Annotated in this window: 23 protein-coding genes, 1 other RNA gene and 1 riboswitch; of the genes, 17 read left to right on the plus strand and 7 right to left on the minus strand. The window is 54.1% G+C overall.

Annotation, left to right across the window (positions count from 1 at the left end; translation table 11 throughout):
- Window positions 1–246 precede the first annotated feature (246 nt).
- The 9 genes from ACR02O_RS06500 (at window position 247) to ACR02O_RS06540 (ending at window position 10,253) form a co-directional block, all read left to right on the plus strand.
- Window positions 247–2,781 (plus strand): TonB-dependent siderophore receptor, encoded by a 2,535-nt coding sequence (locus ACR02O_RS06500; protein ID WP_494523028.1) that lies wholly within the window; start codon window positions 247–249, stop codon window positions 2,779–2,781.
- A gap of 78 nt (window positions 2,782–2,859) precedes the next feature.
- Window positions 2,860–2,938, plus strand: a riboswitch (cyclic di-GMP riboswitch).
- 72 nt (window positions 2,939–3,010) lie between these two features.
- Window positions 3,011–3,799 carry a hypothetical protein gene (locus ACR02O_RS06505; protein ID WP_494523029.1) on the plus strand — a complete coding sequence of 263 codons (789 nt, stop codon included), beginning with the start codon at window positions 3,011–3,013 and terminating at the stop codon, window positions 3,797–3,799.
- A gap of 155 nt (window positions 3,800–3,954) precedes the next feature.
- Entirely contained in the window at window positions 3,955–4,797 is an 843-nt protein-coding gene (locus tag ACR02O_RS06510; RefSeq protein ID WP_494523030.1) for a hypothetical protein, read from the plus strand.
- Entirely contained in the window at window positions 4,794–5,654 is an 861-nt protein-coding gene (locus ACR02O_RS06515) for a hypothetical protein (protein ID WP_494523031.1), read from the plus strand. The genes ACR02O_RS06510 and ACR02O_RS06515 overlap by 4 nt, the downstream gene beginning before the upstream one ends.
- Window positions 5,654–7,432, plus strand: coding sequence for a hypothetical protein (locus ACR02O_RS06520; protein WP_494523032.1), 1,779 nt, complete (start codon window positions 5,654–5,656; stop codon window positions 7,430–7,432). Before ACR02O_RS06515 ends, ACR02O_RS06520 begins: the two co-directional genes overlap by 1 nt.
- Before the next feature lie 119 nt (window positions 7,433–7,551).
- Window positions 7,552–8,133, plus strand: a complete 582-nt coding sequence (locus ACR02O_RS06525; RefSeq protein WP_494523033.1) for a cohesin domain-containing protein — start codon at window positions 7,552–7,554, stop codon at window positions 8,131–8,133.
- A 141-nt stretch (window positions 8,134–8,274) separates the two neighbouring features.
- On the plus strand, window positions 8,275–8,811 hold the full coding sequence (locus ACR02O_RS06530) for a GNAT family N-acetyltransferase (RefSeq protein WP_494523034.1): 537 nt from the start codon (window positions 8,275–8,277) through the stop codon (window positions 8,809–8,811).
- 69 nt (window positions 8,812–8,880) lie between these two features.
- Window positions 8,881–9,801, plus strand: a complete 921-nt coding sequence (locus ACR02O_RS06535; RefSeq protein WP_494523035.1) for a hypothetical protein — start codon at window positions 8,881–8,883, stop codon at window positions 9,799–9,801.
- A 296-nt stretch (window positions 9,802–10,097) separates the two neighbouring features.
- Entirely contained in the window at window positions 10,098–10,253 is a 156-nt protein-coding gene (locus ACR02O_RS06540; RefSeq protein WP_494523036.1) for a hypothetical protein, read from the plus strand.
- 17 nt (window positions 10,254–10,270) lie between these two features.
- Here ACR02O_RS06540 and ubiH read toward each other — a convergent pair whose 3' ends face one another.
- Genes ubiH through ACR02O_RS06565 form a run of 5 tightly spaced genes read right to left on the minus strand, consistent with a single transcriptional unit; the run spans window position 10,271 to window position 13,883 of the window.
- Window positions 10,271–11,485: a 2-octaprenyl-6-methoxyphenyl hydroxylase gene (gene ubiH / locus ACR02O_RS06545; protein ID WP_494523037.1), complete on the minus strand. Its 1,215-nt coding sequence runs from the start codon at window positions 11,483–11,485 to the stop codon at window positions 10,271–10,273.
- Between the two features lie 5 nt (window positions 11,486–11,490).
- Window positions 11,491–11,727 (minus strand): DUF2442 domain-containing protein, encoded by a 237-nt coding sequence (locus ACR02O_RS06550; RefSeq protein ID WP_415879096.1) that lies wholly within the window; start codon window positions 11,725–11,727, stop codon window positions 11,491–11,493.
- Between the two features lie 12 nt (window positions 11,728–11,739).
- Window positions 11,740–12,009 carry a DUF4160 domain-containing protein gene (locus ACR02O_RS06555; protein WP_494523038.1) on the minus strand — a complete coding sequence of 90 codons (270 nt, stop codon included), beginning with the start codon at window positions 12,007–12,009 and terminating at the stop codon, window positions 11,740–11,742.
- A 19-nt stretch (window positions 12,010–12,028) separates the two neighbouring features.
- Window positions 12,029–13,339 (minus strand): Xaa-Pro aminopeptidase, encoded by a 1,311-nt coding sequence (pepP, locus tag ACR02O_RS06560; protein WP_494523039.1) that lies wholly within the window; start codon window positions 13,337–13,339, stop codon window positions 12,029–12,031.
- 16 nt (window positions 13,340–13,355) lie between these two features.
- Window positions 13,356–13,883, minus strand: a complete 528-nt coding sequence (locus ACR02O_RS06565; RefSeq protein ID WP_101054119.1) for a UPF0149 family protein — start codon at window positions 13,881–13,883, stop codon at window positions 13,356–13,358.
- A gap of 103 nt (window positions 13,884–13,986) precedes the next feature.
- Between ACR02O_RS06565 and ACR02O_RS06570 the strand changes: the two genes are divergently transcribed.
- The 8 genes from ACR02O_RS06570 (at window position 13,987) to ACR02O_RS06605 (ending at window position 22,450) form a co-directional block, all read left to right on the plus strand.
- Complete coding sequence (locus ACR02O_RS06570) at window positions 13,987–14,214, plus strand: TIGR02449 family protein (RefSeq protein WP_033159102.1); 228 nt, start codon at window positions 13,987–13,989, stop codon at window positions 14,212–14,214.
- Window positions 14,211–14,510, plus strand: a complete 300-nt coding sequence (locus ACR02O_RS06575; RefSeq protein WP_101054117.1) for a cell division protein ZapA — start codon at window positions 14,211–14,213, stop codon at window positions 14,508–14,510. Before ACR02O_RS06570 ends, ACR02O_RS06575 begins: the two co-directional genes overlap by 4 nt.
- A gap of 23 nt (window positions 14,511–14,533) precedes the next feature.
- Window positions 14,534–14,713: non-coding RNA, 6S RNA (gene ssrS, locus ACR02O_RS06580), on the plus strand.
- Between the two features lie 227 nt (window positions 14,714–14,940).
- On the plus strand, window positions 14,941–16,839 hold the full coding sequence (locus tag ACR02O_RS06585; RefSeq protein WP_494523040.1) for a GspE/PulE family protein: 1,899 nt from the start codon (window positions 14,941–14,943) through the stop codon (window positions 16,837–16,839).
- 22 nt (window positions 16,840–16,861) lie between these two features.
- The gene (locus tag ACR02O_RS06590; protein WP_494523041.1) at window positions 16,862–17,698 is read left to right on the plus strand and encodes an HDOD domain-containing protein; all 837 of its coding nucleotides are present in this window, start codon (window positions 16,862–16,864) and stop codon (window positions 17,696–17,698) included.
- A gap of 162 nt (window positions 17,699–17,860) precedes the next feature.
- Entirely contained in the window at window positions 17,861–19,390 is a 1,530-nt protein-coding gene (locus ACR02O_RS06595) for a hypothetical protein (protein WP_494523042.1), read from the plus strand.
- 476 nt (window positions 19,391–19,866) lie between these two features.
- On the plus strand, window positions 19,867–20,808 hold the full coding sequence (locus ACR02O_RS06600) for a DUF1152 domain-containing protein (protein WP_494523043.1): 942 nt from the start codon (window positions 19,867–19,869) through the stop codon (window positions 20,806–20,808).
- Window positions 20,809–21,406: 598 nt separating this feature from the next.
- Complete coding sequence (locus ACR02O_RS06605) at window positions 21,407–22,450, plus strand: IS110 family RNA-guided transposase (RefSeq protein ID WP_494522208.1); 1,044 nt, start codon at window positions 21,407–21,409, stop codon at window positions 22,448–22,450.
- Between the two features lie 70 nt (window positions 22,451–22,520).
- Here the strand turns inward: ACR02O_RS06605 and ACR02O_RS06610 are convergent, their stop codons facing one another.
- Both ACR02O_RS06610 and ACR02O_RS06615 read right to left on the minus strand, forming a co-directional pair.
- Window positions 22,521–23,483, minus strand: a complete 963-nt coding sequence (locus ACR02O_RS06610) for a hypothetical protein (protein ID WP_033159066.1) — start codon at window positions 23,481–23,483, stop codon at window positions 22,521–22,523.
- On the minus strand, window positions 23,476–24,240 hold the full coding sequence (locus ACR02O_RS06615) for a 4Fe4S-binding leucine-rich repeat protein (RefSeq protein WP_033159065.1): 765 nt from the start codon (window positions 24,238–24,240) through the stop codon (window positions 23,476–23,478). The genes ACR02O_RS06610 and ACR02O_RS06615 overlap by 8 nt, the downstream gene beginning before the upstream one ends.
- Between the last annotated feature and the right edge of the window lie 9 nt (window positions 24,241–24,249).

Here is a 24,249-nt window from a genome sequence, read left to right on the forward strand (position 1 = left end):
CGCATATGGGTCGAAAAATCCAGCCCACCGGCTCAAGCCTTCAACGGCTGTTCCCCATTTACCCGCATTCAAGCAAAAGTCGTTCCTCCGCCGAAAACTTCCTCAGTCGCGCAGCGCTGCGATTTTTTCAACGCGGTTTTGCCGGAATGGAGACGATTTTTTGCCAATCAGGAAATTTTTGTGATCGATTTTTGTGCTGAAACGACTTCTATGTTGAGAAACATTATTTTTCGGACAGGACGGATCTTGAAAGCACGGATTAACGATTTTCGCTACCCGCTGGCAGTGGGCGTATGGCATCGGCCAGCCGTATATCTGTGCTATGCGTTGAAAGGCAACCGTGTCGGTGTCGATACCTGGGTGTTGATCGGGCTGGTGGCGGCCGGCGGACAATTGAGCAGCAGCCAGGCGGTCGCTGCGGAAGTGGTTCGCCACTTTAATATCGGCGGCCAGTCCTTGAATAACGCGCTGATTCAATTTGCCGCGCAAGCCGAGTTGGAATTGATTTTTTCAGCGGACATGTTGCGTGAGCTCGCCAGTCCGGAGCTGCGCGGGGACATGTCGGCAGAGCAGGCGTTGACACACTTGCTGCATGGCAGCGGTTTTACCTACCGTTTAATCGATACCGACACGGTGACTTTGGAACGCAGCCCGGAGGCAAAAGAGGTGTCTAGCCTGCCGCCGCCCATTACCTTGGATGCCATGACCGTCGTTGGCTCGAAAACAGCGGAGGCCGGTGCGGAAATCGTCACCGAGCCGATGCTTGACGAGGCGCGGACCTATGCCGTCAGGCATATTGCCAGCGCTACCGGAACCGACACGCCAATCAAGCAAATCCCGCAGTCGGTGCACGCGCTTAACCGCCCCTTGTTAGACGACCAGCAAACGATCAACCTCAGCGAATCCTTAGTCAATGTTAGCGGCATAGTGGCGCGCAATACGCTCTATAGTCCGGTTATCGAAGGCACCTTAATTCGCGGTTTTCGTTCCGAACAACTGCTGGACGGCTTTACCCAGTACTACAACCCCGGTGACCGGGAAAGCACTATTAATATCGACAGAATCGAAGTGCTGAAGGGTTCTAACGCCTTGCTCTACAGCGGTGGCTCGGGCTCCCCGGTGGGCGGGGTGGTGAATCTGCTTGCCAAATTGCCGCAGGCCAAAGCCTTCGGCGAAGCGGGTTTTAGAATCGGCAGCCACAGCTTTTATCAGCCGTATTTCGATATCAATCAACCGCTAAACGCCAATATTTTGTTGCGCATGACCGGCGAATATACCAACGCCAGAGATAACATCGACATAATCGAAACGCAGCGTTTTAACCTTAACCCGGCCCTGACGCTGACCGATAACGACCAAACCCGTTTGACGATCCAAGCCAAACTGTCGCGTTGGCAGCAACCGGAGTACCAGGGCTTGCCCGCCACCGGCAGCATCGCTGGTGATTTTGCTACCCGGCCCGATCTGTTCCCGGGGCCGGCCAATCTGCCCGATAGCCATTCAGATGCCGATGCGGTATGGGCTACGCTGGACCGGCAGCTCACCGGGAGCTGGCGCTTAAACCTGAAGGCGCGCTATGCGCAGGCTAAATTCGACGAGAAAATTCAGACCCTGTTCGGCAGCGATGGCCTGGTCGCGGATCGGCCCTTGCTGCCGGCATCGCACTGGGCATTAGTGAACGCCGAATTGTTTCAACAACAGCATGAACGCAGCGTATTGGGCAATTTGCAGGGCAAATTTAAGCTGGGTCCCAGCGAAAATAATTTGTTACTGGGCGCGGATTACAGCCGTTTGCAAGATGCCGGCTTTATCGAGGGCGATTTCGGCGCTTTGGGACTCGGAGTCGGTACGGTCGATCTGCGCGCACCGCTATTTGATTCCCCTTATGCAGTACCCGGTCCGGGCCGGGAAAATCAGTTCATCGAAAACCTCACTTACGGCGCTTACCTGCAGTGGCAAAGCACGCTGTACCGGCGTTTGCATTGGCTGTCCGGCCTTAGGTTGGGCAAGGTGGGTATCGATTTTAATAACGCGCAAACCGGTATGCACGTCACAACGGATACGCTGAAATGGTTGCCGCGCCTCGGCGGCGTGATCGACCTAAACGACGAGGTTTCCTGGTTTATTTCCTATAGCGAGGGCATGCGCGGCCAACCGTTTGTCAATTTCGTCGATACGCCGGCTCCGGAATTGTCGAATCATCTGGAAACCGGTCTGAAATTCAATTTTGCGAATCAATTCAGCGGCCAACTGGCGTTGTACCAAATTGAGCGTAGCCAGGTCGCGGTCACCGACAGCAGCGATTTCCTGCGGCGTTCGGTCGCCGCAGGGCAGCAACGCTCGCGCGGTATCGAAATGGATTTGCTTTGGCAACCGGTCGAGGGCTTCAGCGTGCTGGCGAACTATGCGCATACCGACGCCCGCTTCATGGACGACAAAGCCGGGGTGGCTGCCGGCAATCGCTTGGCTCAAGTCCCGGAAGATGCCGGGCGGCTCTGGGCGCATTACCGTTTTCAGCAGAATGAGTTGCAAGGTTTTAGCTTGGGCTTCGGCGTGTACGCCCGCGCCGGCGCTTATTTATCCAATAACAATCGCTTTAAAACCGCCGGCTACCACAGCTTCGACGCGGCGTTGGCTTACGAAACCGGGCGTTTCCAATGGGCGGCCACGGTCAAAAATCTCAGCCATGAGGATTATTTTCAGCCCTACGGCTATTTCGAAGGCCGGGTAGCGCCGGCAGCCGGCCGCGCCGGGTTTCTAAGTTTTTCAATCAAGTACTGATGCCGTCGTTAACTATTTGCCACAGGAGTTTTTCAGGAGTACCTCACTCAGGGATTTAGAGTGATGTCGTAAGGACCGCGACAAACATGCCACATCCGCCGCGAGACGGAGCCGGAAAGCCACGGGTCTTGGAGATTAAGACAGCCGGGTTACCTGCCAGTTTAAGACCCGAAATTCGGGTTGGCGATTTGCAGATTAACTTTAACCGTAATTTATTAAGGAATAAAAAATGACAATCTTGCACTACAACCGCACTCAATGGGCAAGCGCCGGCCTGCTCGCCTTCAGCGCATTGACCGCCGTTTTGGCGCCTGCTACAGCCAGTGCTGCACAAGTCAGCGGCGATGCCACCATTACCATCAACAATGCCGCTTTTGCGGCGGCATCGGTGAATGTCGGCAGTGGCTATCCGAATGGCTGGATTGTCGCGAAACATTGGGGCGCCAGCGATAATTTACTGGGCATCACCGGTGCAACCACCGGCGGAACGACGCTATCGGCAACCGCCAGCACCGCGATGTCGTTTGCGGTTAACGCCAACACCACGACCAACAGCTATCCGGCTGCCGGTCCCTATGGTCGCACCGAACAAGCCACGACGATGGACGCCGGCAATACCTCGGTCGGTCAAATCGGTCTGAGCGGCGCCTGGTTATTGACCAGCCAAGGCGGCAGCGGCATTTTGACGCCCTACGACTTTAGCCTGGTAAAAACCGGGAGCACCTGGAATATCAAAACCTACGATACCGGTTTTGGCTACCAAAATTTCTTGAAGCTGACCAACGTCTCCGAGTCGCTAAGCAGCAATGGCGAATTACTACTGAGCGGCGATTTGCAATGGACCGGTTTGTGGGCCGGTTTGGTTGGCGCCAATACCAATGCCGTGGTCGGTACTTTTAGCCTGGCGCCCAGCACGGCGCCATCGGCGGTACCGGTACCGGCGGCGGTCTGGATGTTCGGCAGCGGGCTGCTGGGCTTGCTGGGTGCAAGTCGTAGAAAAGCCTCGGTCGCGGCTTAACTCGCAAAGTGGGCTTGGGGCGGTCGCCAAGATTCGCTTCGGGCCCGGACTTTCGGCAATAAATCCCTCTTCGTGCCCGCATGCCGTCGACTACGGCCGCTTGTGTATTTAGGCAGGGAGAGGGCTTATTCTGACCATCCGCTGATAGGGATTTTATGAAGATCAACAAAAACTGTGGCTATCCCGCTTTGGTGGTGCGGGCGATGCTAGCCATCGGTATGGGAATGGCCTCAGCAAGCGCCGACGCCGCGACATTGAATGCGCCATCCGGCGGTACGTTTACGATGAACCTGGACCGCAATGCGCTGGCACCTTATGCCGGGGGCTATTACTTGTCGACGTTTTGGAGTACGGCAACGTCCAATGCTGATAATCCGGCCAACACCGGCGACCATTTGCTTAGCCAACTCAATACCACCGAGATTTCCGGACTGAATCAGGTGTTCGAGTTGACGGCTATCGGTAGCGATCCCAGTCCGCAAGCCAGCCAGCGTTACGTCAAAGCCACATCAGCCGATTTTGCCATCGATACCATCACGCTGGCCGGCGTGGCCGGGGCACAAGTGGGCATGACCGGCGTGCAGGGTTTTTATGCGCCGAACTGGCCGCCGACTGGAGCCGGCTTGGTCAACGGCGATTTTTCGCTGCTTTACGATGCCAACCGGCAAACTTTGGGCCGCACCGGTTGGTACCTAGCTAATAACATTTATTTCACGATGGCGGTGTATGACTTAAACAACCTGAGCCTGAGCTTTAGCAACGCCGAAAACTGGCAGTTGAGTGGCGATTTACTCATGTCGCCGGAAAACGCCGGCATGTTGCAAGGCGCGCAACTGGTTGATGTCGGCAGTTTCTGTTTAGGCACGGGTGCCTATGCCGGTTGCGGACAGGTATCGGCGGTGCCGCTACCCGCTGCGGTCTGGTTATTCGCTAGCGGCTTTTTGGGCTTTATCGGCATAGGCCGTAGGCCATATCTTTCAAGGAGTGTGACATTATGAAAATCAATAATCATCGATCATCCGCCTGGCTATTAGCCGTTTTCGGTGTATTGTCGATCAGCCAAGCCCAAGCCGCCACAGTCAGCGGCGGTGCGCTAGTCCTTAACCTCAACCGCGATGTATTAATCGCCAGCGTCGATGTGAATGACTATCCGGACACGCCCACCGCAGACTTTCCGATTTGCTGTCGGCCTTCTATTTATCTGGAAGAGTTTTACGACGCTTCGGCGGCATCAAAAACCTTTGTTGAACTGCGAGACGGCAATACGCCGGATTTATACGATATGGTGGCCGATGAAATTCCGGCAACCGGGTTGCAATTTAGCGTCAACGGGCTGAGTCCGATAGTTAATCCGGGCGGGCGGCAGAACAGAAATACCACTTTCGCGTTCGAGCCCGGCAATTTGTTCGGCACTGCCAGCGGTAGCATCGGGTTAGGCGGTGTCATGCGTTTTAGAGTGGACGTCGATCCGCCGACCAATAGAGTGTTGTTGGGCGATATGACCTTGGAATACGATCCGGCTCTTGAAGCGGCGACGCCGGGGCGTTCCGGTTGGGTGATTACCAATCACATCGGTTTCGATGCGGGCGGTTTTGAGTTGTTTGATGTCACAACCGCAATAGTCGGGAATACGTTAAGCCTTAACGGCAATCTTGGGTTAGGGTGGGGCTTCGATCATCTGGGCGCTCGCGACGCCCGCTTGCGCGATACGCGCATTGGTACTTTCAGCTTCCAAACCACCGTGGTGTCGGGAGAAACGCCGGCGGCCGTACCGGTGCCGATGACGGTATGGCTATTTGCCAGTGGCTTGGCGGGATTGGTTCTGAATGGTCGTTCTAAAAGAGAGATCGTGTGATGAAACGGGATGAAGTTGCAGGATTGATTCGGCCGCTAACTGCCCCTGGCGAATGGCGTACACCCTTTTTCCGTAACGTTAGGCTGGTAAAAATCGCGGCAGGCTTAGGCATCGGTTTGACATTGACGACAGCCGCGCAGGCAGGGCCTTCCCCGGTAATAAGCTTTGGACAGTACCGTAGCCATCAAGTCAATGTCGATGCGGAGGGGCAAAACATCGCCGGCGACAAAGGCAACGAACCGACGCTGGCCTTGAATCCGCTAAATCCCGCCAATATTGTCGTGGGCTGGCGTAAGTTCGATTCACCGCCCACTGCCGTCAAACACGGCGGCTATGCCTATAGCTTTGACGGCGGCGCGAGTTGGACTACCGGCATGCTGCCGGCCTTACCACTGCAAACTCGCACCGATCCGGTGTTGGAGGTCGATGCCTTGGGCAATTTCTATTACCAGTCTTTGGCGGTATCGGATAGCACTTCGGTGTTTAAATCCGGCGACGGCGGCGTGACTTGGTCGGAACCCGTGTATCAGTTTAAAGGCGACAAGAACTGGCTGGCCATCGATAAAACCGGCGGTCCCAGCGACGGGCATATTTACAGCACCTGGCGGCGGCCGGCCGACAGTAACCCCGATCCAAATTATGTCCCCAAATATTTCATCCGATCCACGGACGGCGGTGTCAGTTATCAAGAACCGGATGCGGCATTGCCGGTGGCAAACTTTGGCTTTGGTCGGCTGACCATCGGCGCGGAAGGCGAGGTTTATCTATTCGGCGTCGATGAAACGATTTTGTCCGTCAGTGCCTTGGGCATAGTGCGTAGCGGGCACTATTTCCTGAAATCGGTTGATGCCAAAGATCCCGCCGCTTCACCCACCTTTACCGCGCAAAAGGTCGATATGGGCGGCAACAGCATGATGTTCCTGTCGCCGAGTTTGCAGTTGCCCAACCCGCTGGGCGGCGACGGCGATGTGCAAATTGCCGCCGATCAATCGGCCGGGCCGTTGCGCGGCAATATTTACTTGCTGGCGCATGTCTCCCCCTATGCCTGGCAAACTGGCGACGATCCGCAGGATATTCATTTCGTGCGCAGCAGTGACGGCGGCGCTACCTGGTCGGCGCCGGTGCGGGTGAATGACGATCCACCCGCCGCCAACGCTTACCAATGGTTCCCGATGCTGGGCGTGGCGGCCAACTCCCGCCTCGACGCGGTGTGGTACGACACCCGCAACGGCAGCGGCAGCGCGCCGTACCGCTATTCGCAGCTTTACTACGCCTACTCCTGGGACGGCGGCGTAACCTGGAGCAAAAATCAGGCGGTCACGCCGGTGTTCAATACGCATCTGCCGTATAACATCGTGAACGGCGAAGAGCGGCAAAGCGACAAAATGGGCGATTACACCCAGTTAGTCTCCGACGCCAACGGCGCGCACATTGCTTACACCGCCACCTACCACGGCGAGCAGGATGTGTATTACCTGAACGTGTTTCCGGATTGCAATAACAATGGCAAATCGGACGTGCTGGATATTCAAAACCGGGTCAGCGGCGATACCAACTTCAATCATCTACCGGATAGCTGCGAGAACATCTCGGTGAAGGGTGATCTGGACGGTGATCGCGATGTCGATCAACTGGATTTGAACCTGGTCATTTCGGCCCGCAACCAACCGGCTACCGGCGTAAACGATCCCCGCGATCTGGATAAAAACGGCGTGATCAACGCATTGGATGTGCGCAAGCTGACTTTGCTTTGCACCCGGCTGCGTTGCGCAGTTTAAGCGGGCTTGACCCAAACGGCCGGTAATCGATTTTTTCCAGCCAGACTTAAGAACCCGAAAGTATCCCGTCATTCCCGTGCACGCGGGAATCCGGGATGCTGAATATAGGACTAACAACGATGATGAAACAATTCAAAGCAGGCCTGGTCGGTATAGCATTATTCGCCGCCGGCGGTGTGGCCGATGCGGCCATTGATTTACATTTCATGCCCCTTAGCCAAACCGCCGACGCCATTGAAATCGGTTTGACCATTTCCGGTTTGGGCGACGCTGCGCTAGGAACTTATGATTTTAATATTCAGTTTGACCCAACACGTTTGGCCTTTGCCGGTGTGGTTTTCGGCGATCCGGTGTTGGGTGACGAATTGGATGTGTTTGACTTGGGTGGCAACAGTACCGCCGCCGATGTGCTGGGTCCGGGAGTGCTGAATTTGTTCGAATCGTCCTTGGACAACGCGGCGGATTTACAAGCCCTGCAAGCCGATAGCTTTACGTTGGCGATCATCCGTTTCGAGGTGCTGAGCGGTGGTAGCAGTCAGCTTGGTTTATTGATTAACGGTTTGGCGGATGCCGGGGGTGACGGCTTGTCTGCAAACACAGCGCCGCTCACCATCAACCCGGTCGCCGCTGTGCCGTTACCGGGGATGGTTTGGCCGATGATCGGTGGGGTTTGGGTGGTGCTTAGGCGGCGTAGGAGTTAGTCAAAGTAGCCTGGATGAAGCGGAGCGTAATCCAGGCGCTCTTTGGAAATACTCCAGTTTTCGTTGCACTTCATTCTGACTTATTGCTAAGCACGTGTTTGGGTGATATACGGAACTTTGAATTACTTGTTAAGCATCACAATGTCCGACGCTCCCAAATACATCGTTCGCAGGCTCGAGCTCTCAGATGCCGGGGCCTTCTATTCAGCCGTCCGCGAGTCTATTGATGAACTCGTTTACTGGATGCCATGGTGCTCTAAGGACTATACACCGCTGGATGCGGAAAACTGGATCAAGACTACCATGCAACTCTGGGAAGCAGATGCCGAGTATCCTTTGGGCATCTTCGATGCTGTCTCAGGCGCAGTGATTGGCGGGACAGGCGTCAACCACATCAACCGAGCCTACCGGATTGGCAATATCGGTTACTGGGTGAGCTCGCGGCATACTGGTCAGGGAGTCGCTAGGTTCGCAGCCCACCATTCGGCACAACTTGGATTCAGTCAACTGGGCCTGACCCGCCTTGAAATTGTCGTGCTTACTCACAACAAAGCAAGCCAACGGGTGGCTGAGTCGCTCGGTGCCAAACTGGAATGCGAAGCGAGGAGCCGTCTCTACTTTCAAGGCAAGCCGCACAATGCCTTGGTCTACTCGCTCGTACCCGGGGACTTGCGGTGATACCTAAGCCCTGCCCCCGCGGGCCGCTTAGCTCGAAGGTTGGACTCTAGAGTGATGGTCAGAAACGTCTTGATCATCATCGCCGCGGCAGCTACTGCACTAGCCGCTTATTCCCTTTATGTGATGCAATCGGCGAAATCGAGCGCCGAGGAGGCAGCATCAACATTTCCTTACTGCATTCAGATCGCTACTGGGGGCTCAGAGTACAAAAGTATCAGAGGCTTGATCGAACTGGCCGGTCTCTACATGAGAAGCAACGGAACTATAAACCACGCCGTGCTGGTTATCGGCAACCCAGATCAGCCCGTTCTTTATCATTGGTCGTATATGGAGAACCAATTTATAGAAGGCGCTTTCGGCGAGCCGCCGATTTACTGTGAGCCAGCTAGACACTTTCTGCGCAAAGTGGGCCTGTATGGAGCGCCGGGAGCGGCAGGATCGAATTTTCGATTTCTTGGGTATCAGTTTTCGATTCCAAGCGAGTATGCGCCACTGGTTAGTTTCAAATCTCCTGCGCACATCGCTATCGCGGCGCTTTCGCCAACGTTTGCCCCGCAAAAGTCATATCAATGCGGGGAGGCGCCGTGCAACTATGTTGGTATAACCATTGGCTTCGACGGTAAGCTGGAAGGCTGGCTCGACAAGGCTTCGACGGAGAACCAAATCGAAGCCCTCGGACAACACAAAGGGTTAATCAAAGAGCGGATCTTGTCTCGATCATCGCACTCGCCGCGAATTCAGTACTACCGTCTAGGCCCGGACGGAAGAGTGAACACGCTCGTGCATTGCTTTGAGGGAAGCGAGTTTCAATGCACGCATTTGTTCACAGATGGCGAGTTCTCCTACTATTTTCACCATATGTCTGCGGATCCAGATAGTTGGTCAGACTTGCAGCAAAGTCTAATCACAACAGTATCCAAATTTATCATCGGTAGACCGGCCCAACGAGCCGTTCGACCCGATCACCGCGAAAACGCGGCTCCGGGTTAAATGGGGCCTCGTGGGTCAGGGTGCGCGTTAGCGTTCCTTGACATACACCGAAGCGAGTATTGAATGTCACATAACCGCTTCCGCGGCAATATGACCTACGGCTACAATTCGCACGAAACGCGAAAGCCGCATTCCATGTCGGTATTAAGCGCCAAATTTTGTTCCGGGAGGTTCAAATCAGTTTTAGACGGCTGTTGCACCTAGCAGGTGCCATTCTTGCAATTGCTTTGGGAGTCGGCTTATGGAAGCAGTGGACATTAATCTGCAACGAAGCTTGTGCGCCGGGGCGGGCGTTAATGATGATTTTGCTGAGCTTCCTGCTGCCGGTCGCTGCGTATTCGACGCTGTTGGTATGGACGGCTACACGTCCCAGGCCTGTTGCCCGCGTTATCTCCGCTGCTTTGACTTTAGCCAGCCTGATGGCGGCGATTTGGCTAAGTTTTTTTGCGTGAGGTAGCGCGGTTTGGGTTTATTTGCGTTCGCCGATTTTTGGCAGTCTATCCGCCAAGCCCATCGCATGCCGCGTCAGTAGTTTTTTCGCAAACGGCAGGTGGTCTAGCATAGTCAGACCGGCGTTGCGGACTGCGGCCAGCGGTAGATTGTCGTTGGAGAACAGCTTCACCACGCTATTGGTAAAGCCTATGGTTTTACCGTGGTCTTGTTGGCGTTGCCGGCTGTAGTTTTTCAGCAGGCGGGCATCGCCCAAATCGCCATCGCGTTCGTGTTGATCGATCAGCATTTCCGCCAATAAGGCCACATCGCGTATCCCTAAATTAAAACCTTGGCCGGCGACCGGATGCAGTTGATGCACCGCATTGCCGATGATGACTGTGCGCCCGGAAACCATGCTTTCGGCGCGGATCAGGCTTAACGGAAACGCCCGGCGCGGCGCGGCCAATTTCAGTTCGCCCAAGCGATAACCGAAGCAGTTTTGCAGTTCGGCAAGAAATTCGCGGTCGCTGACGTTAATCAGGGTTTCCGCTTGTTCGTGAGTGCGCGTCCACACCACGGCCGATTGTTTACCCGCTACCGGCAGCAAGGCCAAGGGGCCGAATTCGGTGAAGCGTTCGAAGGCGATGTTGCGGTGTGGGAGCGCCGATTGTACGGTGGTGACCAGTGCGGTCTGGCCGTATTCGGTGACTTGCTGCGGTATTTCCAGCAGCTTGCGCACCGTGGAATTGCCGCCGTCGGCACCGATCAGCAATTGGGCGCTGATATTTAGCGAGCTGCCGTCATGCTGTTTCAAACTGACGTTGACCGCATCGCGGCCGGACATTAAGCCGGTTACCCGGGTTTGATACAGACACACCGTGTCGGTTTTCTCGACCAGATCGGCCATGTGTTGTTCGATGTCGCGGGCGACGATCACATAACCTAAAGCTTCCACGCCCTGATCTTCAGCGGCTAGCCGGGTTTTACCGAAGTGGCCGCGGTCCGAGACATGGATGTGTTTGATGGCGGTGGCTTTATCGGCCACGCCGCGCCAGGCGGCCAAGTCGTTGAGTAGTTCCACGGTACCGGCCGCCAAAGCCAAGGCGCGGTCGCCGGCCGGCGAATGACGCAGTTGCTCGCGGCTATTGGCTTCGACCAGGGCTATCTTCAAGCCGCTGTTTTTCAGCGCCAGGGCCAGACAGTTACCGGCCAGGCCGGCGCCGACTATGATCAGGTCGAAATCGTGTTGCATCTGCTTTAGCCCAGTGCTACGGATCGATCATAAAGCGTTTCCGGCGCGACATCTAGCTCACCCGGCCAACACACGGTACCCAGTCCGACATAGGCTTGATCGAATAGTGAGCGGTCCTTAAGTTTAATGAAAACGCCTTTATTCAGATAAGGGGACATGTCGAACAAGCGGTGCTCGCCGTTATCGAACCAAAGTTCCAGTTTATAGTTGTCTTTAGGTTGCACTTGAATCACGGATTCCATAATGACCTTCCTTCAGCGTAAAGGATCGATAGGGAAGAGTTTTTCGCCACTGATCGCCAAGTTCCAATCGGCTAACAAAGATTCCCGATGAATTTCAATCCAAGCCTGCAGCAGCCTGGATTTGGCAACCGGCAGATCGCCGCTAAGTAATGCGCCGTCGGCTATGGAGAACGAGGCATTGTAGTCTTGATATTTGGCTTGGATATGCGGAAGTTTATGGCGCTCATCGTCGAAGAAATACAAACAAATGACGACGCCATAAAACATGCTGATGGTTGGCATATCGAATTTCTCCGTCACGCTAGCTCGATTGCATTAACGCTTCGATGGCCGCTATCGACTTTGGCACGCCGCCAGTCAGTATCTCATGACCGTCTTTTGTTACCAACACATCGTCTTCGATGCGAATGCCGATGCCGCGCCATTGTTTATCCACTGTTTCGCAATCGGCCGGCACATACAGGCCCGGTTCCACGGTTAACACCATGCCCGGTTCCAGCAATCGCCATTCGTCCTTGATCTTGTAATCGCCGACGTCATGCACATCCATGCCCAGCCAGTGGCCGATGCGGTGCATGTAAAACTGTTTGTATTTTTCATCCTTGATTAGTTTTTTGGGTTTGCCTTTTAACAGGCCCAGTTCGATCAGGCCTTTGGTCAGGGTTTCCACCGAGGCGTCGTGGGCGTTGTTCCAGGGATTGCCGGGTTTGATTTCGGCCAGCGCCGCGGCTTGGGCATCCAGCACCAATTGGTACAACAACCTTTGCGGTTCGCTGAACTTGCCGGACACCGGGAAGGTGCGGGTGATGTCGGCGGCATAATGGTCACATTCCACGCCGGCGTCGATCAGCAGCAAATCGCCTTTGTTGAGTTTGTCCTTGTTTTCCACGTAATGCAGCGTGCAGGCGTTTTTGCCGCCGGCGACGATGGACGGATAAGCCACCGCGCGCAGACCGTCCTGGATAAATTCGTGGATCAGCTCGGCTTCGATTTGGTATTCGTACAAACCGGGTTTGCAGGCTTGCATGGCGCGAATATGCGCTTTGGCCGATACTTCGCCGGCGCGGCGCATCAGTTTTAGTTCTTCCGCGCTTTTGAATAAGCGCATTTCGTGGACAATATGTTCCAGCGACACCAGTTCGCCCGGTGCAGTGACGCCGGAACGGGATTGTTTGCGGATGTGGTTGATCCACTCCAGCAGTTTGTGGTCCAGGTCGCTGTCCTTACCCATCGGGTAGAACACTTTGCTTTTGTTTTCCAGCATGCCGGGCAGGATGTCGTCCAGATCGTCAATCGGAAACGAATCGTCGGCTTCGTAATGTTTGGTGGCGCCTTCCAGGCCGGCGTGGGCGCCTTCCCATTGCGCTTTTTTCTCGTCGAATTCGCGGCAGAACAGAATATATTCGCCTTGCTCACGGCCGGGGATGAACACGGCCATCGATTCGGCTTCGTTAAAGCCGGTCAGATAATAAAAGTCGCTGTCTTGACGGAACGGGTAGTGGACGTCGCGGTTGCGGGTGCGCTGCGGGGCGCTGGCAATGATGGCGATGTTGCCCTTGCCGATTTGCTTCATCAGGCTGGCGCGGCGTTTTTTGAATTCGCTTTGTTTCATGGTCGATCTACTTAGATTAATGCGTTTGCGATGGGCCGAGTTCGGCAAATTGATCGCGGACGGTAAACACGGCGGCGCGCACATATTCGCGCAGTTCTACCAAGGCATTTTCGTCGTCTTCATCGCCGACGTCGGTGTCGATTTTGGTCAGCTCTATCATGTCGCGCATCACTTCAGCGGTATCGCCCGGCCAGTCGGCGCCGGTTTGCGCATAACCGACGCCGAATAAAAAGCCCTGGCACCAACAGCGAAGGGCTTCCACTTGTTCGTCTAACGGATCGTCGTCGTCAGGCATCAGCAAATCGAAGGCGAAATCGTCGTTTTGATTTTCCAGCAATACTCGGGTTCTTTCGAACACACCATGCAGCAGCGCTTTGTCTTCGTCGATCAACTGTTGCTCGTCGTCAATGAGTTCCCGTAGCCAGTTTTCCGCATCGGCGCGGATTTCGACGCAGAGCATGCCGGTGGCGATACCATGCGCCTCAGCAGCGCCGATGTCGGCGTCATGTTGCTCTAAAATTTCTTCAACCGAACGGTAGGTCATCTGGGCTGCGTTTCCTATATAAAGCTGTTTAATAACATGGCTTATGCTAACATTCTTAACCATCTACGATGATTATAACGTCATATCGGCCCATACTCTTGCTATGTCTCAAACAGAAAAAGATCCATCAACCGAACTGGAAGCATTGGAAGCGAAACTGGATACGCTCATTGCCCAATTCAATCAAGTCAAAAGCGAGAATAAGTCCTTGAAAGTTAAACAGGATGCCTTGGTTAAGGAAAAAGCCAAGTTGCTGGAAAAAACCACGTTGGCCAAAACCCGAGTGGAAGCGATGATTGCCCGCTTGAAAGCCATGGAGCATGATTCGTGAGTAAAGCCGTCCAGCCCGTTTCACTGAATATCCTGGATAAGGAATATAAAATCGCCTGTGCCGCCGATGAAAAAGAGGGGTTGATCAACTCTGCCCGGGAACTTGACCGGCAGATGCGCAAAATCCGTGACACCGGCAAAGTCAGCAGCACCGACCGCATCGCCGTGCTGGCCGCCTTGAACTTGGCTCACGACTTGACGGCATCCAACAAGAACGAAGCCAACGGCAGTTTGGATATTGGTCAACGCTTGGCTGATTTGCGCAGCAAAATAGAAAACGTTTTGGAAAATTCGTAAATCATCCGGTAGACTATCAGTCCAATCTCCTGCGGCGTTCGAGCAGTACTGGGTGTTTCCTGAACCTGTTTTTACCCCGGAAACTTTTTGCCATTCATGGTGCGCATGCCTGTTTATTCAGGAAGCCTGATTGACTGGATTTGGTTTCCACTTGAACCTTCGGTTCAAGGACGAAAGTATCAGACGGCGCAGGCGGGAGATCTCTTGATTTTGTTTGTCTCGGTTTCTCGTCTTCGTTCGAAGCCCCCCCTCGTGTTTGTTGTTAGTCTGCTGGTAGGTGGCGCGCAGGGTGGCGTAAGGCCTGGCGACTTTAGTCGCGGCTTAAAATTCGTTTACCTAGCGCTGTATAGACTATGATCCGTCCTCCAACACCTGTTGATAGCATGCCCCCTTTCTTTTCGCTCCGCTGGACAACGACGATTACGCGGCAATGAACATAAGCAACAGCAACGCTGGTGATTCCGGCAAAAGCTTCACAGAAAACTTCTTGGGCCTATTGGTTGATCAGGGCCTGATCGATGCCGAAAAACTGAAATACGCCTTGCGGGTGCAAGGCAAACTGGAGTCGCCAAAGCCGATTTTGTTGGTGCTTTGCGATCTGGGTTATGTCACCCACAACCAACTGGTCGAGTTGTTTCGTAACCACCCGGTCAAAGTCAAGTTAGGCCTGTTCCTGGTGGAGTTCGGGTACATCACCAACACCGACCTGGATTTGGCGCTGGCCGAGCAACGGCAAAAAGCAGGGCGCAAACGCCTGGGCGAAATTCTGGTGGAACGTAATCTGATATCAGAAATGAAAATGCTCGAGGTTTTGGCGGACCTGATGGGGATTTCGGTTATCGATTTAAGTACTGCCGTGATCGATCAGACGCTGATGACCAAGCCGATGTTAAAGTCCGCCAACAAGCATTGTTTTTTGCCTATCGAAAAACAAATGGACGGCGTATTGGTGGCTTTCGGCGACCCGCTGGATCAAAACGCCATCGAGATGGCTCGGCACGTCTTGGGCGCCGAGATCATTCCGGCGGTGGGGCGGTATTCGCAGATCATGCGTTTTCTGCTCAATTACGAGCGTAATACCGGCGCCGAAAAAGTAGCCGTCGGCGAGCAGTCGGCGGTCGCGGTTGCCAACCGGATCTTTGAAGACGCGATACGCCAGGGAGCCAGCGATATACATATCGAACCGTTGGAGCATAAGGTCCGGGTGCGGCAACGGATTGACGGTGTAATGGTGCACTACCGGGACTTTCCGGTCGAAATTGCCCAGGCCTTGATTAGTAGGATTAAAGTGATGGCCGGCGCCGATATTGCCGAAAAGCGCCGGCATCAAGACGGTCGGGTCATGTTCGAACAGGCTAGCAGCAATCGCGTGATCGATATGCGCGCTTCATTTTTCAGTACCATCAACGGCGAAAAAATCGTGTTGCGGCTATTGAACCGCAAGACAGAATTGCTGGACATACACGAAGTGGGCATGGCGCCCATGATGCTGGAACGCTTTATTCAAGATTCGCTAGACGTACCGACCGGTGTTGTCATTATCACCGGACCGACCGGTTCGGGTAAAACCACGACGCTGTATAGCGCAGTGGATTACCTGAACGCCCCGGAAGTCAGCATCGTTACCGCCGAAGACCCGGTCGAATACGTTATCGACGGTGTCGCGCAATGTTCGATCAATCCGAAGATCAATCTGACTTACGAAGAAACCCTGCGCCACATCGTGCGCCAGGACCCGGACATCATCGTACTCGGTGAAATCCGCGACAAGTTTTCTGCGGATACCGCGATCCAGGCGGCCCTGACCGGCCACAAAGTGTTGACCACATTTCACACCGAGGACAGCATCGGCGGCTTGCTGCGGCTGCTGAACATGGAAATCGAGGCTTTTCTGATTTCTTCGACCGTGGTTTCGGTAGTCGCCCAGCGCCTGTTGCGCCGAGTGTGCCGGCATTGTGCCGAACCGTTCAAGCCCGATCCGGCTTTGCTGCGCCGGCTGAATGTGACGCCGGATGACATTGCCGGCGCTCAATTTTTGTTGGGCAAGGGCTGCGAAAAGTGCCGGTTTACCGGTTATTCCGGCCGGGTATGCGTGTTCGAACTATTGTCGATGAACGAATTGGTCAAAGATGCGATATTGCAGCGCAAAACCTCCTATGAAATCCGGCGGGTGAGCCTGGAGACGGCGGGTTTGGTTACGCTGCTAGAGGATGGTTTGGTGAAAGCCGCCGCCGGTGCTACCTCGTTACAGGAAGTGATCCGCAATCTGCCGCGTTTTGGAAAACCCCGCCCTTTATACGAACTGCGCCGCTTGTTGGGCAGTCGATGAGCCAATAATACAATCCAATCTTATGAGTGAAAAATCGCTTTCCGAATTGATAGACGAGGCCATTACCTCGGGAGCCAGTGCCTTACCGGTATTTCCGCGGGCAGTAACCGAGCTGCGTTTGGCCTTGCAAGACGAAAATCGCTCGCTGGACGCGATTGCCAAACAATTGGCGATGGACGCCAGTTTAGCCAGCCAGATTTTGCGCGTTGCCAACTCGTCATTCTATGCCGGCTTGGGATCAATCAACACGGTCAAGGACGCTCTGGTCCGCTTGGGTTTGCCGCGCATCGTCCAGATTGCCACTTTGGTTGCGCAGAAAGGCTTGTTTGCGGCAAAAGATGCCGCCACTCAGCAATACATGGTCAAACTTTGGCAGCATAGCGTCGCGGTAGCCTTGGGCGCTGAATGGCTGGCCAAGCGTTTGTCGTTCCAGACGATAGCGGAAGAAGCTTTCATGGCCGGCCTGTTTCACGACATTGGTGAACTGTTGCTGCTGCGCTGCTTGGAAGATCTGGCGGCCAAGGACCTCAATCTAAATTTACCTGCCGATTTGCAGCGAGAACTGATCATTCGCCAGCACGAGAGCAAAGGAGCATGGTTGCTGCAAGAATGGAATTTACCGGAAACCTATCGTACGGTTGCCGCCAACCATCACCAGCCGGCCACCGAACATACCGGCACAGTGGAACTGTTGGTGCGCGTAGCTGACATGGTGGCCTACAAACTGGGTATTGCGCCGCGGCCGCAGCCCGATCTGGTGATCTCCAGCAGCGAGGAAGCCGGTCGGCTTGGCCTGTCGGAGATTATGCTGGCCGAGCTGGAAATCGCGCTGGAAGATTCGCTGGCCTTGTCTGCCTGACACGCCAACCCCGTTCATACACCTGCGATGCAGGGCAACCCTGTTGCTACCGATTCCAACCGGCTCGACCAATTGCCTTCGCTAAAACGCGAGGCTTTGCTTTAGAATGGCCGTCAGCCGGCATGGCCGCTTTCCCAAACTTTGCATAATCACGTTGGAACAATGACCATCGAATTTCTGATCAATTTTCTGATTCTGTTGCTCGGCACTCTGGCCGCCGGGTTTTTGGCTTACCGCTCGTTTCAAAAGCGCCGAGTCCAGCTCGGAGCGGAACCGACCTTGCCGCAGTACTTTATCCGGCGCAGTACATACTGGAGCGGGATTGTCCTTTACTGCTCGTTGATGGCAGGATTGTTTTTATTGCTGACTTGGCAATGGCTGCCGCTGGAGCCGTTGGTAACGCTGATCGTTAGTCATTTACGCGCCGGTGAGCTGGTGAATCTGCTCTACGGTCTGGATGGTAACAAACTGTTCCCGCTAATTGCTGCCGGCATCATGCTGTTTTTCGTCGCTTGGGAAAGCCCATTTAATCCGTTGTTGATTTTACGGGATAGTATTCACGACGCTTTTGCGATTCCGACCAAAGCCGTCGAAGTGTATAACGCGCTGATCAAATCCCGGCTGTCGGCGGCGGACGACAAGATAAAAGCCCAAATCGCTGATCGGCTGTTGGTGCAAAGCATCGACGCCGGCGATTTCGATAAATCCGGTGCCACGGTCGAATACAAATGGGCGCATAACAGCCTGCTGTTCGACCAAATCCAGCACTATGCCGATCAATCTTCGTACCGACGCTTGTTCAGCGAGCCTTCGCTGAAATGGGGCGAGATTTGCATCTCCTATAATGCAATGTCGGAAAAAGTGAATATTTGGAAAGAAGCCGAGCCGCATTACACCAAGACGGTCAACTTGCTGAAGGATTTGGACCGACTGACCGGACTGCTGTGCCGATTGCTGGCGGCGGCGGTGGTATTCGGCAGTCCCAGCGAAAACGACATGTGGGAGACGGTCAGAAAACTCGGCGGCAATGTGCACGAAGCGCGCTTGAAGCACACTTATAAATACCTGCTGATATTCGCCGCAGCGACGGCGTTTGGCGTGATTTTGGGGCGGGAAGTGTCGGTGGCGTTGCACAACGTGTTTCTGTTTCCGGACAAACCGTTACCGCACTTTAGCTATACCACCCTGCGCTGGATAGCCTATTCAATCGCCATTTACGTGGTGCCCATTACACTGGTTTTTGCTTTGCGGAGCATCGCATTCCGCCATCAACAGGAACCCGCCGAGCACAATTACGGCTTTTACATGGCGATCATGTTCGTCTGCTTCCTGGTCAGTACCACCATCTCGACCTTTATCCTGGAGTTAACCTTTTATCGCCGGGATGATTTCAATTTCCTGGATAGTTTCCTCGATCACGCCCGCTGGGGGATTATGCCGGCGCTGATTTGCGGTTTCGTCGCCTACCGGATGGACGCGCCGGCCAGCGAAGCCGAAGCCCTGAGTAAAACCATCCTCTCCGCCGTATTGGGCTTTCTGGCCTGGGGCGGGATTGCGGTGATTTTCATGCTGTACGCGACGGACGATTTGGCGATTGAGAAGCTGAATTTGCGTTTTACCTTGGTGGGGACGGCGTTTTTTGTTACCGGATTGCTGGGGGCGGCGGCGCGGTTTAAGACAGCTGGTGATTGAGGTTTGTTTTTTGTGTCGCTGGCGCGACGGCTGGTTTTAACGTCGGGTCTCGGCCCGACAGCCGAGGTACTTTTCTTTGCTTGTCCAAAGAAAAGTACCCAAAAGAAACGACACCCGGATGCCGCTTATTCCCTGCGCGCCGAAGCTTTTATCGAGGGTCGGCAGAAGGGGCTTCCCAGCCCCTCCGCCGACGTGCGGCATGCCCGAAAAAGCGGGGCAGGCTCTCCCTGCCGCACCCCTTCGGGCTGATCTCGATAAAAGCTCCGGTGCTCGGCGCGGCATACGGGAGAAACCCCGCGCCGAACTCGACAGATTATTTTGTATGAAATTTTGTAGGGCGCATTAGCGACAGCGTAATGCGCCGAATGATTTAAAGCCAACATACGGCGCAATACGGCTACGCCTATTGACGCCCTACCCATTGCAACTTACGGCCTTAATCGGACGGTCCTACATCACTAAGCCAAAGGTTTTATGTGAACATTCCATTTTTCGATGCGTTGGCAAATGGACAACGCTTTTTAATTGCTGGGGTTGGCGGAGGATTTGATATTGTCAGTGGTGTCCCCATCTACCTATATTTGCGTCGCCTTGGTAAGCAAGTCACGATGGCTAATCTCTCTTTTACAGAGCTTGGCTTAACGAATTGCGAAGAAATTTGCCCTGGCGCTTTTCTTGTCAATAAACAATCTGCCGACTTGCCGTATTTTCCAGAGAGGTGCATTTTGGAGTGGTTGTCGTCTCGGGGAGAAGAGTCGGCAATGTATGCGTTTTCGAATGAAATTGGCGTCTTACCGTTGAGAAGTGCTTACGCCGAAATAGTCGAGCGTCATCAAATCGATACGCTGGTATTGGTTGATGGTGGCACCGATAGTCTGATTTTTGGGGATGAGCCGGGGATAGGCACGGTTGTTGAAGATGCATGTTCTATGATTGCTGCCAGCGGCGTAGCCGTAAAACAAAGCTTAATGGCGATGGTAGGTTTTGGAATAGATCATTTCCACGATGTTAATCACCACGCCTGTCTTGAAAATATTGCGACACTAATCAAGGACGATGGCTATTTGGGCGCTTTTTCTTTAACCAAGGATATGTATGATGGCAGAGGGTACCTGGAATTGGTTGATTACCTTAATAAAAATATGCGCGTTAGGCATTCTATTGTTACAAATTCGGTTGCTAGCGCGATAAAAGGTGAATTTGGGGATCATCAAGTGACATCTCGAACCAGCGGTAGCGAATTATTTATAAATCCGCTGATGAGTTTGTATTGGACTTTTTCCTTGCCTGCTGTAGTAGGGCGAATGGGGTTTGCTGCAAAAATTGAGAGCACTACCGAAATGGACGAAGTTGCTAAATTGATCCGTTCTTTACGGATTGGAAGTAGGCTAAGGGATCGCAAACGTATTCCATTGTAAAAACTTATGGCTCTCACGCAAATCATGCATTGATATTCTGATCCCGAGAGGGCTTTACTCCCGTATGCCGCGCCGAGCACCGGAGCTTTTGGACGGAATAGCCCGAAGGGGTGCGGCAGGGATGCCGCACGTTGCCGAAGGGGCAGGAAGCCCCTTTCGGCAACCCCGTTCAAAAGCTTCGGAGCGCAGGGAATAAGCGGCATTCGGGTGGCCTTTTCTTTGGATACTTTCTTTTGGCCACACAAAAGAAAGTATCTCGGCTGTCGGGCCGAGACCCGACATACAAAACAACCTTCGCGTTAGCGACACATTAAACCCATCACCGCGTGGGCACAAAAAGCCGTGCCCACCCTTGTATGATGAATTTTAACAACCGATAGCCCAGAAAAACCGATTAAGCTGTGATTGTTCATTGGGAGGCCGTCCCACCCTGAGGACTGGTAGTTTACCAGAGCCTGTCGTGTAGATTGGCCCCCGCCCTATTCACCCATACCGTGGAGTATCCGAGGCTTAGAGCCTGCATACACAAGGAAGGTAGGTGCATGTGCAGGGTCGGGAACCGGTGAATAGTGTACTTCCCTTTAAACTGTATTTAAAAATGATGATGACGAACCGCTCGCTCAACACCCCCGCTGAATCTGTCCATCGCCTGTTTGCCGGCGTGGATGTCGGCGCCGACGAATTGGTTTTAGTGATCCGCAAGAACGGCAAGCCGTTCGACCCGCAAAAATATGCTAATACTCGTAGCGACCGTGCGCGTCTGGTGAATAAGTTGATCAAATTACCCGGCATCAAGGTCTGTCTGGAAGCCACCGGTATTTACCATTTCGATCTTGCTATTGCGCTACACGACGTCGGTGTACCTGTGATGGTGGTCAATCCCAAGGCTTCGCATCACTTCGCTAAGGTATTGATGAAAAACAGTAAAACCGACGCCGTCGATGCCAACACCTTGGCCGAATATGTCGAGCGCATGGATTTCGTCGCCTGGACTCGTCCTTCGAATCAAGCGCTGGCTTTGCGCGGCTATGCTCGCCGTATCGACGCGCTAACCGGTCAGAAGGCCGCCGCGAAAAATCATCTACATGCGCTGAGTGCGACCGAGGAAACGCCGAAGGCCCTACTACGCGATGCCAAATTGGCGATTAGTCAGCTGGAAAAACGCATCGATACGTTGGCTGGCGAGGCGCTGGCGTTGATCGACCAGCATCCGGAACTGCAACGAATATTCGACCTGTTGACCGGCATCAAAGGCATTGCCCAAACCAGCGCCATTGCCTTGATGGGCGAACTACTGCTATTGCCGCCCAACCTGTCGCATCGCGAATGGGTCAAGTTTGCCGGACTCGATCCCAAGGCCTTTGAGTCGGGCAAAAGCGTACACAAGAAAATGCGGCTATCCAAGGCCGGTAACCGGCATATTCGTTCGGCGTTGTATATGCCGGCCTTGAGTGCCAAACAGCACGATCCGCATGTGCGAGCGTATTTCCAGCATTTGATCGACAACGGCAAGAAACCTTTGCAAGCCGTCTGCGCCGTCATGCGTAAATTACTGCATGCGATCCATGGCATGTTGAAGCACGATCAGCCGTTCGATAACACACGGTTTTATGCCATCCCTGAATCCATCATCGCCGAGTAAAAAATGATGAAATTTGTTGCTTTTGAACAGAGTATCTACGCCCAGCAAGGACGACGGCCAATTCAACACCTCAAACGTTATACGGCGTAGAAATCCAATCCCTCAACACCGCCTCATCCCGCTCCGGCAAATAAGCAAAATCCCCGGAAATATCCTTGTAGACTGCGTCAGCGCTGTGAGTAGACACCAGCTTGCCTTTGACCATGTAAAAAAACCAGGCAAACGGATAACCTGCCTGCCGGTCAAAGCGATTCAATACATTACTTAACGCACTGCCTTTCTTGCCGGCAAAGTCTTCCAGATGCGGCAGGTTGTTTTTGTGGGTGTTGACGATTTCCACGTTGACGATTTGTTCGCCGAAGCGGCCGGTGTGCCGGTAGGGGCGGATGATCCAGTCTTCGGACATGCTGTGCTTCTGGCCGGCGCTGCTGCGGTTCCAGTCTTCCATGAAGCGTTGTACCGGATGTTCGCCGGGGTGTCGCTCGTTAATCACTTCCATGAACAGCTTGACATCGGTCTTGCGCCGGTAGGTGTACCGAGAATGCCCAAAGCCGAAGCTCTCGATGCAAAAGGGTTGCAGCGGGTCGATGAATTCTTCCAGATCGTCGGGTGGATTGTTTTCGTCGACAAGCATTCGATCAGAGACTTCGTGAGTCTTGTCAATTTCGATCAGCGTAAAATCTTCGGCTTTGGTGCCGGTCTGTACCACAAAATACAGGGTTTTGCCGGTCTGTTTGGTGGCGATCAGTTTTTGTTCCAGCGTGTAATCGATCAGGGTTTGCAGGTTTTGCCCGCATTCCAGATAGGTGCGTTCCACCCATTCGATTAAATCGTTGGCGATGCGTTTGCCGTCCATATCCACCACGCCGCCCAGCCGGTACCATTCATCACCGGTCAAAGCCAGGCGGATGGGGTGGTCGGGAATCAGCGCCTGTAGTTTGCTGAGCAGCAAATCGTCGGTTTGGCCGGGGATGATTTTTTTACAGCAATCGGTAATGTCTTGTCCGGCAAGATTGAGTCTTGATTCAGTCATGATCGGCTTCAGGTGTGGAGTTTGAATGTAAGCGTTGCCTTACCAGTTCGCGGACATCCGGTTCCGGATCCTCGGCGAGAGCGGCGAGTTGCGCGGGATCGACCTTTAGTGCCGCTGTGTAGCGCACAACCCAATCTTCGTCGTTTAACAGCATGGTTGCGTCTTCCGGCGCCATGCGTTCCGCGACGATGCGCCGCACATCCGGCGAACGGTCGTTAGCCATCAGCCCCAGGCTGACTTCCGGCAGCCGTTCGGCAACGCGCTTGCGTACTTGTAAGTCTTCGTCTTTGATGAAACGAAACAAGCGGCCCGGCGGTAGGCGTTTGGCGACCATCAAGCGCACGATATAGTCGGGGTCGTCAGCCAGCAACTCCAGGTGTTCCGGATCGATACGGTCCGCGACCGTCATGCGTACTTCGCGGTCCGGGTCGTCGATCAAGGCTTGTAGCTGCTGGGCCGGCAGACGAAACGCGACAGCGCGGCGCACCACTTCGTCTTCGTCGGTGATCAGCGCCGACAAGGCTTTTAGCGGTGCGTAGCGCACGGCGATGGCCCGGCGTTCCCAGAACGGGTCTTGCAAATAAAGCGTGGCGTAGGCCGGATTGACCCGAAAGAAACGGTCGATTTGCCGGCCGCTATTGATGAACACGCAAGTATCGCCGGGCATGCACCGGCCCATCAGCAGGGTTTTCCCCCGGAACGGGCAGAGGCTGCAATCGGCGACGGGCAGAGTAACAGGGCTGTCTTGTTCCGCCATATTATCGTC

It is taken from the genome of Methylomonas sp. PHL2-19 (assembly GCF_059331595.1).